This is a genomic window from Amycolatopsis circi, from assembly GCF_003385235.1.
Classification (GTDB): Bacteria; Actinomycetota; Actinomycetes; order Mycobacteriales; family Pseudonocardiaceae; genus Amycolatopsis; species Amycolatopsis circi.
The window spans coordinates 12873-27216 of record NZ_PQIA01000020.1 but is presented as its reverse complement, the minus strand read 5'-3'; the positions used below and the strand labels follow the sequence as shown (position 1 = coordinate 27216).

General features: G+C 69.7%; 17 protein-coding genes. 6 read left to right on the top strand and 11 right to left on the bottom strand.

What is annotated here, in order from left to right:
- Positions 1-26: 26 nt before the first annotated feature.
- Positions 27-1049, bottom strand: a complete 1023-nt coding sequence (locus tag D0D37_RS11155) for an alpha/beta fold hydrolase (protein WP_116200443.1) — start codon at positions 1047-1049, stop codon at positions 27-29.
- A gap of 162 nt (positions 1050-1211) precedes the next feature.
- Complete coding sequence (locus tag D0D37_RS11150; RefSeq protein ID WP_116200442.1) at positions 1212-2177, bottom strand: zinc-binding dehydrogenase; 966 nt, start codon at positions 2175-2177, stop codon at positions 1212-1214.
- Positions 2178-2237: 60 nt separating this feature from the next.
- Here D0D37_RS11150 and D0D37_RS11145 point away from each other — a divergent pair, with 60 nt between their 5' ends.
- From D0D37_RS11145 to D0D37_RS11135, 3 genes are read left to right on the top strand one after another with little or no spacing between them, the layout of a single operon-like run.
- Positions 2238-2438 carry a hypothetical protein gene (locus tag D0D37_RS11145; RefSeq protein WP_037813693.1) on the top strand — a complete coding sequence of 67 codons (201 nt, stop codon included), beginning with the start codon at positions 2238-2240 and terminating at the stop codon, positions 2436-2438.
- A gap of 11 nt (positions 2439-2449) precedes the next feature.
- The gene (locus D0D37_RS11140) at positions 2450-2902 is read left to right on the top strand and encodes a guanyl-specific ribonuclease (RefSeq protein ID WP_116200441.1); all 453 of its coding nucleotides are present in this window, start codon (positions 2450-2452) and stop codon (positions 2900-2902) included.
- Positions 2899-3252 carry a barstar family protein gene (locus D0D37_RS11135; RefSeq protein ID WP_116200440.1) on the top strand — a complete coding sequence of 118 codons (354 nt, stop codon included), beginning with the start codon at positions 2899-2901 and terminating at the stop codon, positions 3250-3252. Before D0D37_RS11140 ends, D0D37_RS11135 begins: the two co-directional genes overlap by 4 nt.
- A 68-nt stretch (positions 3253-3320) precedes the next feature.
- Here the strand turns inward: D0D37_RS11135 and D0D37_RS11130 are convergent, their stop codons facing one another.
- On the bottom strand, positions 3321-4094 hold the full coding sequence (locus tag D0D37_RS11130; RefSeq protein WP_116200439.1) for an enoyl-CoA hydratase-related protein: 774 nt from the start codon (positions 4092-4094) through the stop codon (positions 3321-3323).
- Positions 4095-4190: 96 nt separating this feature from the next.
- On the opposite strand from D0D37_RS11130, the gene D0D37_RS11125 reads away from it, so the two are divergent.
- Together D0D37_RS11125 and D0D37_RS11120 are read left to right on the top strand one after the other, a co-directional pair.
- Positions 4191-4766 carry an ArsR/SmtB family transcription factor gene (locus D0D37_RS11125; protein ID WP_116200438.1) on the top strand — a complete coding sequence of 192 codons (576 nt, stop codon included), beginning with the start codon at positions 4191-4193 and terminating at the stop codon, positions 4764-4766.
- 91 nt (positions 4767-4857) lie between these two features.
- Positions 4858-6180 carry an alpha/beta hydrolase family protein gene (locus D0D37_RS11120; RefSeq protein ID WP_116200437.1) on the top strand — a complete coding sequence of 441 codons (1323 nt, stop codon included), beginning with the start codon at positions 4858-4860 and terminating at the stop codon, positions 6178-6180.
- A gap of 44 nt (positions 6181-6224) precedes the next feature.
- On the opposite strand, the gene D0D37_RS11115 is transcribed toward D0D37_RS11120, so the two are convergent.
- Positions 6225-6854, bottom strand: a complete 630-nt coding sequence (locus tag D0D37_RS11115; protein ID WP_116200436.1) for a cyclase — start codon at positions 6852-6854, stop codon at positions 6225-6227.
- Between the two features lie 179 nt (positions 6855-7033).
- Positions 7034-7582 carry a TetR/AcrR family transcriptional regulator gene (locus D0D37_RS11110; protein WP_162834157.1) on the bottom strand — a complete coding sequence of 183 codons (549 nt, stop codon included), beginning with the start codon at positions 7580-7582 and terminating at the stop codon, positions 7034-7036.
- 47 nt (positions 7583-7629) lie between these two features.
- Here D0D37_RS11110 and D0D37_RS11105 point away from each other — a divergent pair, with 47 nt between their 5' ends.
- Entirely contained in the window at positions 7630-8496 is an 867-nt protein-coding gene (locus D0D37_RS11105) for an oxidoreductase (protein WP_116200434.1), read from the top strand.
- A gap of 3 nt (positions 8497-8499) precedes the next feature.
- Here D0D37_RS11105 and D0D37_RS11100 read toward each other — a convergent pair whose 3' ends face one another.
- The 6 genes from D0D37_RS11100 to D0D37_RS48765 all read right to left on the bottom strand — a co-directional run bounded on the left by D0D37_RS11100 (position 8500) and on the right by D0D37_RS48765 (position 14031).
- Entirely contained in the window at positions 8500-9237 is a 738-nt protein-coding gene (locus D0D37_RS11100; RefSeq protein ID WP_116200433.1) for a sirohydrochlorin chelatase, read from the bottom strand.
- Positions 9234-10496, bottom strand: a complete 1263-nt coding sequence (locus D0D37_RS11095) for a sulfate adenylyltransferase subunit 1 (protein ID WP_116200432.1) — start codon at positions 10494-10496, stop codon at positions 9234-9236. Before D0D37_RS11095 ends, D0D37_RS11100 begins: the two co-directional genes overlap by 4 nt.
- A complete protein-coding gene (gene cysD, locus D0D37_RS11090) occupies positions 10496-11416 on the bottom strand; it encodes a sulfate adenylyltransferase subunit CysD (RefSeq protein WP_116200431.1) in 921 nt (306 codons plus the stop codon). The genes D0D37_RS11095 and cysD overlap by 1 nt, the downstream gene beginning before the upstream one ends.
- Before the next feature lie 20 nt (positions 11417-11436).
- Positions 11437-12132 carry a phosphoadenylyl-sulfate reductase gene (locus tag D0D37_RS11085; protein WP_116200430.1) on the bottom strand — a complete coding sequence of 232 codons (696 nt, stop codon included), beginning with the start codon at positions 12130-12132 and terminating at the stop codon, positions 11437-11439.
- Positions 12129-13829, bottom strand: a complete 1701-nt coding sequence (locus D0D37_RS11080) for a nitrite/sulfite reductase (RefSeq protein WP_116200429.1) — start codon at positions 13827-13829, stop codon at positions 12129-12131. Before D0D37_RS11080 ends, D0D37_RS11085 begins: the two co-directional genes overlap by 4 nt.
- A gap of 115 nt (positions 13830-13944) precedes the next feature.
- The gene (locus D0D37_RS48765; protein ID WP_350540000.1) at positions 13945-14031 is read right to left on the bottom strand and encodes a putative leader peptide; all 87 of its coding nucleotides are present in this window, start codon (positions 14029-14031) and stop codon (positions 13945-13947) included.
- Positions 14032-14344: the final 313 nt, after the last annotated feature.

Below are 14344 nucleotides of genomic sequence, written 5' to 3'. Positions count from 1 at the left end.
TAGTGTGACGATCTCGGCAGCCTGAGTCACCCGGTCGCGGAGTCGTCCTCGACGTCGTTGACCGTGGGCGCCGGGCGGGCGAGCGAGCGGACCGCGCCCGCGGCGAAGAAGGTTAGCAGTTCCGCGACCTCGGCCGGGTCGTCCAGCTGCGGGCAGTGGCCCCAGTCCTCGCGGACGACGAGCCTGCTGTGCGGCACCAGGGTGTGCAGCTTCCGCCCGGACGCGGCCGTCACCAGCTTGTCCTTGCCGCACGCGACCGCGAGCAGCGGGATCTTGATCTGGTCGAGCCGGTAGGCGTCGGCCAGCTCCGCGACGAGCTGTCGGGCCTCTTCGAGCCGGGACGTGGTGGCCCGGTAGTCGGGGAAGAGCGTGGTGAACCGCCGGACCTGGCCCGCGTCCGCGTGGCGCGAGTCGGCGTAGAGGATCCGCGGCACCAGCTGTTCGGCGACCGCGCGGACCAGAAAACCCGGAACCGGCAACGGAAGCGAGGAGTACAGCCGCAGCGGCAACGGGTTGCGTCCGACCGTGCGCACCAGCCACGAGTCGACGAAACCGGGCGCGGCGATCGACACCGCGCCCGCGGTCGGCAGCCGGTGGTTCTGTGCCGCGCGCAGGCTCATCGTGCCGCCGAGCGAGTTTCCCGCGAGCACCACCGGGCCAAGCACGGCCTGTTCGCGGACCACCGCGGCGGTGAACGCGTCGAGCTGCGGCAGCATCGGACCGGGGCGCAGCGGCTGCGCTTCGCCGAAGCCCGGAAGATCGACCGCGATCGCGGCGATGCCCGCCTCGGCTAGTTCTCCGAGTACCGGACGCCACGTGTCGGCACTGTCGCAATACCCGTGGAGCAACACGAGCCGGGGAGCGCGAGGTTTGTCGGTGCCCTTGCGGCGCGTGCGCTTGGGTGCGGGTGCCTCGGCGACGGGCGGCCCGACCTCGAGCACGCGCGTGCGCATGCCGGCGAACCGCCGGAAGGATTCCCGGATCGGTGCCGGTTCGCTGGGGTGCCGGCCGCCCCGGCCGGCGGGGACTGGCCGCTGCGTCGCGGTCATGTTCTCCAGGTTAACCGCCCAAGGTCGACTTCTGGTGGAACTTTGGGGGTCACTATCTGATTGCGAAGCTGGGGTGTTGACGATTCACTGGAGAACAGGTAAAAGCGCTGACCCGGACTTGTCCGGCGAGGAAAAGTCCAGGTCAGCGCCGTGCAGTCAAGCTCAGCGAGTGAAGACGATCTTGCCCGCGGTCTCCCCGGCGGCCATCGCGGCGAATCCCGCGGGGGCCTCCGCAAGGGGGAGCTGCGTGCCGATCTGCGGCTTGATGCCCTTCAGGTCGAGGTAGGCGAGCAGGTCGGCCAGCTCGTCGCGGGTGCCCATGGTCGAGCCGAGAACGCGCAGCTGCAGGAAGAAAACGCGCTGCAAATCGGCTGACGGGTCGGGACCGCTGGTCGAACCGGACACCACGACCACGCCGCCCGGCTTCAGCGACTTGAGCGTGTGCCCCCACGTGGCCTTGCCGACGGTCTCGAACACCGCGTCCACCCGCTCGGGCAGCCGCGCGCCGGACTCGAACGTCTGGTGTGCGCCGACGCTCTCGGCCAGCGCTCGCTTCTCTTCGGTGCGCCCGGTGACCCACACGCGGAACCCGGCCGCGCGGCCGAGCGCGATCAGCGCGGTCGACACCCCGCCGGACGCGCCCTGGACCAGCATCGTCTGACCGGGCCGCAGCTCCGACTTCACGAACAGCATCCGGTACGCGGTGAGCCACGCGGTGCCCATCGTCGCGCCCTCGGCGAAGCTCAGGCCGGCCGGCTTCGGCACCGCGTTGCGGGCCGGGACCACGACCTGATCGGCGAACGTGCCCTGGTGCTTCTCGGTGAGCAGGGTGCGCTTCGGGTCGAGCGTGTCGTCGCCCTGCCAGCCCGGCGCGTTGATCACCGAGTGCAGCACGACCTCGGTGCCGTCGTCGAGCGTGCCCGCTCCGTCGCAGCCGAGGATCATCGGGAACTGGTCGGGCTTGATGCCGACGCCGCGCAACGTCCACAGGTCGTGCATGTTCAGGCTGGCGGCTTTGACGTGCACCCGGACCCAGCCTTCGGGCACCTCGGGTTCCGGCCGCTCGCCGACGACCAGCGAATCGAGCGGGGACTCGGCGTTGGGTTCCTGCGCGTATACGGCGAACATGGCAGCAACCTACCTCCCCTGCCCGACCCGGCGCAGGCGAGCGCGCGTAGGCTCACATTCGTGTTCGAGGGCCTGGCCAACTGGTGGGACGGGGTGGAACTGTGGCTTGCCCAAGCCTGGTTCCCCGTCCAGTTCGTGCTGGTGATGGCGGTGCTCGTGCCGCTGTGCCTGCTCGCCGCGTGGGCCATCGACAAGCTGGTCGAACGCTTCGGCCGCTGGTTCGGCACGGCCCGTGACGACGACGGTCCCGGCCGCTCCTAAGCTGGCACACCATGGTCAACCGTAGGCGGATCACCGCTGCGCTCGTCGGTCTCCTCGTGCTGGTGCTCGGCGGGTGGCTCGTCAAGGAAACCGCCGGCTCCTCGGATTCGCCGGCGCCCTCGTCCTCGTCGGGTGCTCCCGCCGCCGCTTCCGGGAAGGTGCCGGGAGCCGATTCCAAGCTGCCGGTCAAACCCCTGTCGTCGCTGCCTTCGCAGGCGAAAGACACGTGGAGCCTGATCCAGAAGGGCGGGCCCTACCCGTATCCGCGCAATGACGACGTCGTCTTCCAGAACCGGGAGAAAAAGCTGCCCGCGGAGAAGAACGGCTATTACCACGAGTACACCGTGAAAACGCCCGGGAGCCCGGACCGAGGGGCCCGCCGGCTGATCACGGGGGCGGGGAAAGAGTTGTATTACACAGGGGATCACTACGCGTCGTTCGTCGTTGTGGATCCGGCACGGTGAGCGGCGACGGGACGGCGCGGGCCGCGGCGGACACGGCTTTCGCGCGCGGGGCTTATCCGCATCGGGTAGACGGAGCGCGGACGCTGGACAAACTGTCCACGTTGGACGCGATCGGCGAGGCGCTGTCTTTTCCGGCCTATTTCGGGCGGAATCTGGACGCGCTGTACGACATGCTCACGGATCTGTCGTGGTTGCCGACCGGCGAGCACGTGCTGATCTGGTCCGGTTCGGACGGATTGAAGGCCGCCGAGCCCAAGGCTTATCTGGCGGTGCGCAGCGTGTTGTCGGACGCGCAGCGGGCCATGGGCTCCGGCGACCGGCGGCTGACCTTGGTGCTGGTGGATTCCTGACCGGCAAAGGTCCGTGAGGGGAACCCTGAGGGACTCAGAGTCCGTGAAGGTTCCCCTCACGGACGGCGTCAGTCCTGCGGGACCCAGTTCGGCTTGCGCTTCTGGGCGAAGGCCTGGATGCCCTCCTGGCCTTCTTCGCTGGCGAAGAAGCCCGCGGAGAGGGCGTTCATGTCCGCGAAGCCTTCGGCCGGCGTGGCCGGACGCGGGCGGGCCAGCAGTTCCTTCGTGGCGGCCAGGGCTTTCGGGCCGCCCAGGGTCAGCGACTTGAGGTAGCCCTCGACCTTCTTGTCGAGGTCTTCCGCGGGCACGCAGGCGTTCAGAAGACCGATCTCCACCGCGCGCTTCGCATCGAAGACGTCGCCGGTCAGGAAGAGTTCGTGCGCGGCCCGCGCGTTCAGCCGCGGGAGCACCGTCAGGCTGATGACCGCCGGGATGACGCCGATGCGGACTTCCGAGAAGGCGAACGTCGCTTCCGGGACCGCGACCGCGATGTCGCACGCGGCGACCATGCCGATGCCGCCCGCGCGAGCCGGCCCGGCCAGCCGGGCGACGACCGGCTTCGGGCTCGTCCACAGCTGGTCCAGGATCTGCGGGAACTCGTTCACGCCCTGGTCGGACGAACCGGCGCCGCGGGCTTCCTTCAAGTCCATGCCCGCGCAGAAGACGGGGCCGGTGTGGGTCAGCTGCACCACGCGCACCGCGTCGTCCTCGCGAGCCTTGGTCAGCGACTCGCTCAGTTCCCGCCGCAGCTGCGCCGACAGCGCGTTGCGGTTGTGCGGGGAGTCCAGGGTGATCGTGGCGATGCCGGCCGCCACCTCGTAGTGCACCAGTTCGTCAGCCATGCCTGACACTTTCGCACACCGCCTGCCCGGGAGCGGGCGTGAAGTTCATGCACGAAAACACGTGCATGAAAACTCGTGCACCGCTACCTTGGTGGCATGGCAGAACCTCGTCCCGCTGATCTGAAGGCACTCAAGGCGCTCGCGAACCCGTTGCGGCAGCGGATTCTCGAGGTGCTCGCCGCGTCCGGACCCGCGACGTCGACGACGCTCGCCGAGCGGTTGGGCGTGACCAGCGGCGGGACCAGTTACAACCTGCGGGTGCTGGCGGAGAACGGGTTCGTCGAGGAGCTTCCCGAACGCGCACGCGGGCGGGAACGCTGGTGGCGGGTGACGGATTACGACCTGCGGCTGCCGCCCGCGCAAGAGCGGGAAGATCCGGCCAAGGTGGCGATCGGCGAGCTGCACCGGTTGTGGCTCGCGGGCGACACCGAGCTGTACGACCGGTTCGAGCGCGAGCGGCCGCGGTTGGGGGAGTGGGCGGACGCGATTCCGTACTCGCGCGGCGCGATCAACGTGACGTTGGACGAGCTGGGCGACTTCTTCGAGGCGTACCTCGCCTTGCTGCGCCGGTATCAGCGGCCGGACGATGAAACGCCGGAGGGGGCGCGCCGGGTCGAGACGCGGATGCTCGCGTTCCCGGCTCCGGGCGGGGAGGAGGCCGTCCAGGACTGATCTGGCGGAGGCCCTGGGTGCCGAGCGGCCACTCGGCACCCAGGAATGAGGGAAAACGTCGCACGATCTCCCGAAGCAAGGAGAACACTTCATGCTGCCCTGGGGCAAATCGCGGCTCGCCGCCGCGATCCTCGCGCTGGGCTCGGTCTTGCCGACCGCCCAGCCAGTACAAGCACCACCGTCCGCCGACGTCAGTTTCGCTGGCGCGGGCGGGATCACGTTGCACGGCACGGTATTCCGGCCGGACGGACCAGCGAAGTCCGCGATCGTCCTGCAAGGCGGATCGGACTGGCGGACGCGGGACAACCTCCGCGTGCAAGCCGAGATGTTCACGCGGCTCGGCGTGACAACGCTCGTGTATGACCGGCGTACCAGCGGCTATTCCAAAACCCAGCGCGATTACGGCGTGCTGGCGGACGATCTGGTCTCGGCGGCGCACGCGCTGCGGGCTCAGTCGGGAGTCTCGGAGGTCGGCGTCTGGGGCGTCAGCGAGGGCGCGTGGGTCGCGCCGCTCGCGGCGACGCGGACGGCTGACATCTCGTACGTGATCACGGTCGGCGGTTCCGGACTGGGCGGTGCCCGGCAGACCTCGTGGTATTGGGGGAATGTCCTTCGCCATCAAGGGATTTCCGGTTCGCTGCTGACGACGTTGCCGGTGCAGGGCACGCGGTTCGCGGTCGGAGCGGGACTGTTTCCCGAGGCGGATTACGACCCGGTGCCGGTGTTGCGGCGGCTGAAGCAGCCGATCCTGGCGTTGTGGGGAGACCTCGACATCAACCACGCGCCGGTCGAGAGTTCCCGGATTTTCGCGGAGGCGCTGGCCGGACACCCGAACCACACGATTCGGTTCGTCGCCGGCGGAGGGCCGGATCTGTACGCGACCAACGATGCCGGGTTCGACCGGCTGCCTCGGGCCGTGCCCGGTTATCCGGCGGTCGTCGGGGAATGGCTGGCGGATCGGCAGGGCTTGCACGTCGAGACCGCGGCGTTCACGCAGCGGCCGACAGAAGCGCTCCGGCCGCTCGGCTGGTGGGAATCTGTTGGGGCACAAGGGATTGTTCTCGCCTTGCTGCTCGGCGGGTTCGCGGTCGGCGGCGTGGTGTCGTTAGCGCGTCGCCGGGGGACTAGGTCATCGCGGTGGCTGGCCGGGCTGGGGACGGCGACTGTCGCTGCCTTCGTGGGATTGCTCGGCTGGGCGCAGCTGTCCGGGATGAAGGATCTCGGACCGGTGCTCGCCGGGCGGCCGTTGCCGTGGCTGGCGGTGCAGGCGCTGGCGGTCGCGACGGTGGTGGCGTTGGCGACGACCCTGGCGGGGCTGCGGAAACCGGACCGGCGGCGCGGGGCGATCGCGCCGCTCGTGGCCGGGCTGGTGTTCGTGCCGTGGGCGGTCTACTGGGGGTTGCTGCTGCCGTGAACCGGGCGCGGCCACCCGGGCGCAGCGGGTGGCCGCGGTCCGGATCAGCCGATGGTTGTCGTCGTGAAGACCGGGCTCGGGTTCGGGAAGCACGCCGTCGGCGCGGTCACGTCGCCGATGATGCTGCTGGCCACGGCCTTGAACGTCAGGCCGGGGTCGCTGTAGCTGGTGCCGGACAGTTTGGTCTCGATCGTGCCGGAGTCGCCTGCCTTGAGATGCGCGGTGACGGTCGGCAGTTCGAAGGTCGAGCCGCCGGCGATCGGGCCGGGGAAGCTCAGGGTCGCGACGCCGTCGGCGACGCTGATCGTCGGCGCGGTGTCGCCGAGGCCGGAACCGCCGGCGAGGTCGGCGCTGACGTAGGTCGAGTTCGCCGGGATCGGGAACTTCAGCGCGAAGGTGTTGATGTTCTTGACCTTGTTGCCGCCCACGTCGCTCGGGACGGTGTTGGGCGCCGGGTCGATGACGACGTCGAACGCGCCGCCGGGGGCGACCGTCGCGGGTGCGGTGACGTCGGCGTTCTGGGTCAGCGACACCTGCTGCGGGCCGACCACCGGTGCGTCGGCCTGGCAGTCGAAGTTGATCGCGGTCGCGGCGGACGCCGGGGCCGCGAGGGCGAGCGGAAGAGCGGCGACCGCCGTCAGCGCGGCCAGCCGGTAAAGGTGAGGTGCTTTCATCTGTGTGCTCCTACCTGCGGGTTTCACGGGGGAGAGAGAAAGCTGCGCAGCGATTAGAGAGTTACCGGCAAGTTAAGCAACGCGTCAAGGATTGACCGTTCACAGGCGCGCACCGTGACGGAAAATGTGAATACCGCTCACCTTGTGGCGGTAGGAGTGGTCTGATCGGCCGTCCGGGTCTACCGACGGTGGTCCGACAGGGCGAGCCAGGCCAGTTCGGCCCAGCGTCGCCGGGCGGGTTCCGGAACGTCGGCGCCGGGTGAGGTGGCCAGGAGCAATCCGACGTCGTCGGCGGAGATCCCCGGACGCAGGGCGCGGTCGTGCTGCGCGGTGGCGATGAGGGATTCGATCGCCTTGGCGGCGTGTTCGCGCATCGCTCGCAGCGGCTCGGGCGAGAGGTTCGAGAGTGCGGCGCGGAGGAGGCGCGCTTCGCCGAGATCGACGACGACTCGGCGGATCAGGTCGAGAAGTTCGTCGACTGCAGTGGTTTCGCCAGCGACGACCCGGGCTGTGGCGCTGTCGAGCATCTCGGCGATCACGGTGCCGAGGTCTTCGGCGATCTCGCGCACCAGGTCCTGTTTGGTCGGGAAATGCCGGTAGAGGGTGCCGACGGCGACCCCGGCTTCGGCGGCGATCTCGTCCATTCCGGCCTCGGGTCCGCGGGCGATCAGCAGGGTTCGCGCGGACGTCAGGATCGCCGCCCGGTTTCGTGCCGCGTCTGCCCGCACTGCCCGCTCCTTGCCGATAAAGGTGAACTAGTGGTTCACTATACAACATGAACGAGTGGTTCAGGTTAGAGAGCGATCAGCACGGCCGCGTCGCGGTGGTCACCGGCGCGAATACCGGGATCGGCTTCGAGACAGCCCGTGCGTTGGCTGAGCGCGGGGCGCGAGTCGTACTGGCCTGCCGGGACCTGCGGAAAGCGCACGCCGCGGCGAGCCGGATCGGTCTCGACGTGGAGGCAGTCCGGCTGGATTTGGCGTCCCTGGATTCCGTGCGGGAGGCGGCCGACGAGCTGCGCGACCGGCACGACCGGATCGACCTGCTGATCAACAACGCTGGCGTGACTAATGCGCCCGGCCGGACCGCGGACGGGTTCGAGATGCAGTTCGGCGTGAACCACCTCGGACATTTCGCGTGGACGGCGTTGCTGATCGACCGGCTGCTGGACGTGCCGGGATCGAGGGTCGTGACGGTCAGCAGCATCGCGCACCGGTTCGGCCGGATCGACCCCGACGACCTGCGCGCGGCCAGCGGATATCCGGCGTCGAAACTGGCCAATCTGCTGTTCGCCTACGAACTCGCGAAACGCTTGCGCGGCACCGAAACCGCCTCGCTTGCCGCTCATCCCGGAGGGGCGACCACAGAGATCTTCCGGCACTCGTCGTCAGCGTTCCGGAACGCGAACCTGGCGATCGCCCGGCTGTTCGGGCGGACGCCCGCGATGGGCGCGCTGCCGACTCTGCGCGCGGCGACCGATCCCAGCGCGGGCAATGGCGAGTATTACGGCCCGGGCGGGGTTTTCGAGATCCGCGGCTATCCGGAGCCGGTCAAGTCCAGCGCCCGCTCGCACGACGAAAGCCTGCGAAACCGGTTGTGGGAGGCATCTTTGCAGGCGACCGGGGTGGGCTGCCCGGTGTGAAGGTCAGGCGGCGGTCCGCAGCAGTCCGGAGATCGCGGCGGCGTATCGGCCGATCACGACGTCCGCCACCCGCGGATCGTCCGCCAGCGGCTCGGCGAGGAACGCGCTGGGGTCGGCCTCGCGGGCCAGCAAGGCGATCCGGTCCGGCAGCAGCCCGGGGGCCAGGAACCACGACGCCACCACGAGATGCCGCACGCCACGATCGCGCAGGTGAGCGGCAGCGGCCGGGATGTCCGGCTGGGTGGCGCTGGCGAACGCCTCGCTCACCGGAAGCCCGAGCTGCTTTTCCCAGCGTGCGGCCAGTCCGGCGACGACCGCGTTCGCCTCGGGATTGGAGGAGCCGACCGCGCTCAGCAGCACGCCGGTCCCGCTGCGGCGGCGGGCTCCGGCGAGCCGGTCGAGGGCGACGGCTTCGAGCGCCGGGTCGGCGCCGAGCACGTCCGACACCTGGATCCGGAACCCGGGGCACTCCGCGGTCACCTCGTCGACCAGCGCGGGCAGGTCGATCCGCGCGTGAAAAGCACTGCCCAGCAACAACGGCACCACGACCGCGGAGCGATGCCCCTGTGCGTAAAGCCCGCGCAGCACATCCGTGACGCGCGGCTCCGACAGGTCGAGGAACGACTCGTGCACGTCCAGCCCCGGCGCCTGCGCACGGACGACGTCGACCAGCGCCCGCACCGTCGCGGCGGAGCGGGGATCGCGACTGCCGTGCGCGACGGCGACCAGGGGCGGCGTCACGAGAACCGCTCGCCGACGAGACCGGCGGCGAGGGTGTCGCCGTCCTTCGGGTCGATCACCAGGAACGCGCCGGTGCGCGGGCTCACGCCGTAATCGTCCACCGGCAGCGGCTCGGCCAGCTGCAGGCTGACGCTGCCGATGTCGTTGAGCTCCAAGCTTTCCGGAGAGTCCACACTGGACAGGGTCTGCTCGTCGAACCGGGCGTGCAGCTCGGTGGTGAGCCCCTGCACGGTCCGGGCGCCGTGCTTGATCAGCACCCGCGCGCCGGTTTTGAGAGGCTTCGAGGAAAGCCAGCACAGCGTGCCGGTGATCTCGTCGGTGACCTCCGGTGACGCGTCGGCGGCCGCGATGAGGTCGCCGCGGCTGATGTCGATGTCGTCGGCGAGCAGCAGGGTCACCGAGGTTCCGGCACCTGCTTCTTCGAGCGGCCCGTCCGCGGTGTCGATCCGCTCGATTCGGCTGCGGATCCCTTGCGGCAGAACGACAATCTCGTCACCCTGACGCACTGTTCCGGCGGCGATCTGACCGGCGTAGCCGCGATAATCCGGATACTCCGGGGTGCGCGGGCGGATCACGTACTGCACCGGGAATCGCAGCGCGGAATCGTGCGGATCCGGTGCCACCGGGACGTTTTCGAGGTGCTCCAGCAGCGACGGGCCGTCGTACCACGGGGTTTTCTCGGACCGAGTCGCGACGTTGTCGCCGACCAGCGCGGAAACCGGGATCGAGACGACGGACGCCGCGTCGTAGCCAAGGGATTCCGCATGCGCGGTGAACTCCTTGGCGATGACGCCGAAGGTGTTCTCGTCGTAGTCGACGAGGTCGATCTTGTTCACCGCCAGCACCAGTTGCGGCACTCCGAGCAGCGCGAGCACGGCCGCGTGCCGCCGGGTCTGCTCGACCACGCCGTTGCGCGCGTCGACCAGCAGCACGGCGAGCTGCGCGGTGGACGCGCCGGTGACCGTGTTTCGGGTGTACTGCACGTGCCCCGGGGTGTCGGCGAGCACGAACGACCGCTTCGGCGTGGCGAAGTACCGGTACGCGACGTCGATCGTGATGCCCTGCTCGCGCTCCGAGCGCAGGCCGTCGACGAGCAGCGACAGGTCCGGAGTGGACAGTCCTTTGTCGACGGACGCGCGGGTGACCGCGTCGAGCTGGTCGGCGAGGACGGACTTGGTGTCGTACAGCAGCCGCCCGACCAGCGTGGACTTCCCGTCGTCCACGCTGCCCGCGGTGGCCAGCCTCAGCAGGCTCGACATCAGAAGTAGCCCTCCCGTTTGCGGTCTTCCATGGCCGCCTCGGACATCCGGTCGTCGGCGCGGGTGGCACCGCGTTCGGTGAGCCGCGAAGCCTGAACCTCGGCGATCACTTCGTCCACAGTGGACGCCGTGGACTCGATCGCTCCGGTGCACGAACCGTCGCCGACGGTCCGGTAGCGCACGCTCAGCTCGCGCACGTCCTCGCCGGGACGCGGCCCGCCCCACGGGCCTTCGCTGAGCCACATGCCGTCGCGCTGGTAGACCGCGCGCTGGTGGGCGTAGTAAATCGAGGGCAGCTCGACCTTTTCGCGGGCGATGTAGTTCCACACGTCGGCTTCGGTCCAGTTGGACAGCGGGAACACGCGGACCTGCTCGCCCGGACGGTGCCGTCCGTTGTAGAGGTTCCACAGCTCCGGCCGCTGCCGGCGCGGCTCCCACTGGCCGAAAGCGTTGCGCAGGCTGAAGATCCGCTCCTTCGCGCGCGCCCGCTCCTCGTCGCGGCGACCGCCGCCGAAGACCGCGTCGAACTTGTTCTCCGAGATCGTCTCCAGCAGCGGCGTCGTCTGCAGCGGGTTGCGCAGGCCGTCGGCGCGTTCCTCGAGCCTGCCGTCGTCGATCCAGTCCTGGACCTTCGCGACGACCAGCCGCAGCCCGTGCTTCTCGACGACGCGGTCGCGGAATTCGAGGACCTCGTCGAAGTTGTGCCCGGTGTCCACGTGCAGCAGCGGGAACGGCACCGGCGCGGGCCAGAAGGCCTTGATCGCCAGGTGCAGCATCAGCGTCGAGTCCTTGCCGCCGGAGAACAGGATCACCGGCCGGTCGAACTCGCCCGCTACCTCGCGGAAGATGTGGATGGCCTCGGACTCCAAGGCGGCGAGGTTGTCGACAGCCGCGTCGGCAGCCGGTTCCGCCGTCGTCATCAGTCCTCCTGTGTTAGCCATCAGCCATGCAATCCGCACTCGGTCTTGGACTGGCCCGCCCACCGGCCGCTGCGCGGATCCTGCCCCGCCTCGACCTTCGCGGTGCACGGCGCGCAGCCGATCGAGAGATAGCCGATCGACACCAGCGGGTTCTCCAGGATCCCGTTCTCGTGCAGGTAGCCGTTGAACTCGTCGTCGGTCCACGCCGCGATCGGGTTGATCTTCACCAGGCCGTTGCGGTCGTCCCAGGTGACGATCGGCGTGTTCGCGCGGGTCGGCGCGTCCACCCGGCGCACGCCGGTGACCCACGCCGAGTACTTGCCGAGCGTCTGCCGCAGCGGCACCACCTTGCGCAGGAAGCAGCACTGGCCGGGGTCGCGTTCGTGCAGCTTCGGCCCGTACTCCGCGTCCTGTTCGGCGACGCTCTGCTCGGCCTGGGCGTTGACGATCCGCACGTCCGGGTACACCGTCTGCACCGCGTCGCGCACCCCGAGGGTTTCGGCGAAGTGGTAGCCGGTCTCCAGGAACAGCACGTCCACCGCGGGCTTGACCTTCGTGGCGAGGTCGATCAGCACGGCGTCCTGCATGTTCGACGCCACGATGAAGTCGTCGCCGAAGGTCTCGGCCGTCCAGCGCAGCGCCTCCTCGGCGGTCGCCTCGGCCAGCTCCTTCTCGGCGCGTTCGGCCAGCGCCCGGTAGTCCGCCACCGCGGTCACTGCAGCACTCCTTCGTCCGCCCGCAACGCCCACTGCGGGAACCGTTCGCCAGGTTCGCGGCCCGCGACGTACGCGCGCACCACGCGTTCCACGTAATCGACCAGTTCGCCGGCGGTGACCTTGTGGCCGCGCAGCTTCCGGCCGAACCCGGCGTCGAGGCCGAGCCCGCCGCCGAGGTGCACCTGGAAGCCCTCGACCTGATTGCCGTCGGCGTCGGTGACGATCTGGCCCTTGAGCCCGATGTCCGCGGTCTGCACGCGGGCGCAGGAGTTGGGGCAGCCGTTGAGGTGCACCGTGACCGGCGTTTCCAGCTGTGCGTTGAGGTCGGCGAGCGACTTCTCCAGGTCCGCGACCAATTGCTGCGCGCGCACCTTCGTCTCGACGATCGCGAGCTTGCAGAACTCCAGCCCGGTGCACGCCATCACGCTGCGCCGCCACGGCGACGGCTTGGTCTGCAGGCCCAGTTCGGCCAGTTCCGTCTCCAGCGCGGAGACCTTGTCCCCGGGCACGTCGAGCACGACCAGCTTCTGGTGCGGGGTCAGCCGCACCCGCCGCGAGCCGGCGCGCTCGGCCGCGTCGGCGACCGCGACCAGCGTGCTGCCGGACACCCGCCCGGCGATCGGCGCGGCCCCGACGTAGTAGTTGCCGTCCTTCTGCGGGTGCACGCCGACGTGGTCGACGGGGGTCGCGGGATTCTCCGGCGGCGGGCCGTCGAGCAGCTTCCGCTTGAGGTACTCGGTTTCGAGGACCTCGCGGAACTTTTCCGCGCCCCAGTCCTTGACCAGGAACTTCAGCCGGGCCCGCGAGCGCAGCCGCCGGTAGCCGTAGTCGCGGAAGATCGAGACGACGCCCGCCCAGACCTCGGGCACCTCGTCCAGCGGGACCCACGCGCCGAGCCGCTGCGCGAGCATCGGGTTCGTGGAGAGCCCGCCGCCGACCCACAGGTCGAGGCCGGGTCCGTGCTCGGGGTGGTCCACGCCGACGAAGGCGATGTCGTTGATCTCGTGCACGATGTCCGGCAGCCCGGAGATCGCGGTCTTGAACTTGCGCGGCAGGTTCGCGAACCGCGGGTCGCCGATGTAGCGGTCGAGGATCTCGTCGACGGCGGGACTGGCGTCGAGCACCTCGTTCTCGGCGATGCCGGCGACCGGGGAGCCGAGCACGACGCGCGGGCAGTCGCCGCAGGCCTCGGTGGTGCTCAGGCCGACGTTCTCCAGCCGGGACCAGATCGAGGGCACGTCCTCGATCTGGATCCAGTGGTACTGGACGTTCTGCCGGTCGCTGATGTCGGCGGTGTCGCGTGCGTGCTCCCGCGAGATCTCGCCGACCACCCGCAGCTGCTCGGTGGTGAGCGCGCCGCCGTCGATGCGGACGCGCATCATGAAGTAGCGGTCGTCCAGCTCTTCGGGCTCCAGCAGCGCGGTGCGGCCGCCGTCGATGCCGGGCTTGCGCTGGGTGTAGAGGCCGAACCAGCGGAACCGGCCGCGCAGGTCGCCGGGGTCGATGGAGTCGAAACCGCGGTGCGCGTAGATGTTCTCGATCCGGGAGCGGACGTTGAGCGGGCTGTCGTCCTTCTTCGAGCGCTCGTTCGGGTTCAGCGGCTCCCGGTAGCCGAGCGCCCACTGACCCTCGCCGCGCTTCTGGCGAGTCCGAGGCGCGGCGCCCTTCGCGGGCGTTTCACGCGGGGGTGCGGACATGGAGATCCTCCGGGCGGGGTTGTCGAGGCGGCTCCGGCGGCCCGCCGCGGCGTCGGCGCGGGGCGGGAGCGGGGCCGGTCGTCCAGGTGGTGGGCTGGGCAGGCTTCGGCGGGAGTCAGCGAACAGGCCGGCAGAGCGCGCTCGCGACCCGGAGAAGGTCGACGTGGCGGCGCGCCACGAGAAGGACACCGGCTGGACTCACCGGCTCAGATTGCCACGCGGGCCGAACGTCGTCCAAGGGCGTCCGGATCGTGGGAGAAGGCTCACGCGGGGGGTGCGAAACCGTCGCGGATGTGCATTGGCCGGTCGATCTGCCAGGACTTTCCCGGCTTTCGGACGCATCGTGGGACGGTGCCGGGCGCTTGTCAACCGGGCGCGCGACGGACGGCGCATCGTTCGGCGGCCGAACTTTCCCCCGGGTGGCGCAGGCCAATCTCCGGAACTTGAGCTGTCGCTTTTACGTCCGTGAAGGACCCCTTGAGGGAATCTAGGTCCGTGAAGGGGCCCCTCACGGA

Bases quoted from the DNA above. Each gene is read 5' to 3' on its own strand.
- D0D37_RS11155 (WP_116200443.1), bottom strand. From the start codon at position 1,049: ATGACCGCGACGCAGCGGCCAGTCCCCGCCGGCCGGGGCGGCCGGCAC.
- D0D37_RS11150 (WP_116200442.1), bottom strand. From the start codon at position 2,177: ATGTTCGCCGTATACGCGCAGGAACCCAACGCCGAGTCCCCGCTCGAT.
- D0D37_RS11140 (WP_116200441.1), top strand. From the start codon at position 2,450: ATGGTCAACCGTAGGCGGATCACCGCTGCGCTCGTCGGTCTCCTCGTG.
- D0D37_RS11130 (WP_116200439.1), bottom strand. From the start codon at position 4,094: ATGGCTGACGAACTGGTGCACTACGAGGTGGCGGCCGGCATCGCCACG.
- D0D37_RS11125 (WP_116200438.1), top strand. From the start codon at position 4,191: ATGGCAGAACCTCGTCCCGCTGATCTGAAGGCACTCAAGGCGCTCGCG.
- D0D37_RS11120 (WP_116200437.1), top strand. From the start codon at position 4,858: ATGCTGCCCTGGGGCAAATCGCGGCTCGCCGCCGCGATCCTCGCGCTG.
- D0D37_RS11115 (WP_116200436.1), bottom strand. From the start codon at position 6,854: ATGAAAGCACCTCACCTTTACCGGCTGGCCGCGCTGACGGCGGTCGCC.
- D0D37_RS11105 (WP_116200434.1), top strand. From the start codon at position 7,630: ATGAACGAGTGGTTCAGGTTAGAGAGCGATCAGCACGGCCGCGTCGCG.
- D0D37_RS11095 (WP_116200432.1), bottom strand. From the start codon at position 10,496: ATGTCGAGCCTGCTGAGGCTGGCCACCGCGGGCAGCGTGGACGACGGG.
- cysD (WP_116200431.1), bottom strand. From the start codon at position 11,416: ATGACGACGGCGGAACCGGCTGCCGACGCGGCTGTCGACAACCTCGCC.
- D0D37_RS11080 (WP_116200429.1), bottom strand. From the start codon at position 13,829: ATGTCCGCACCCCCGCGTGAAACGCCCGCGAAGGGCGCCGCGCCTCGG.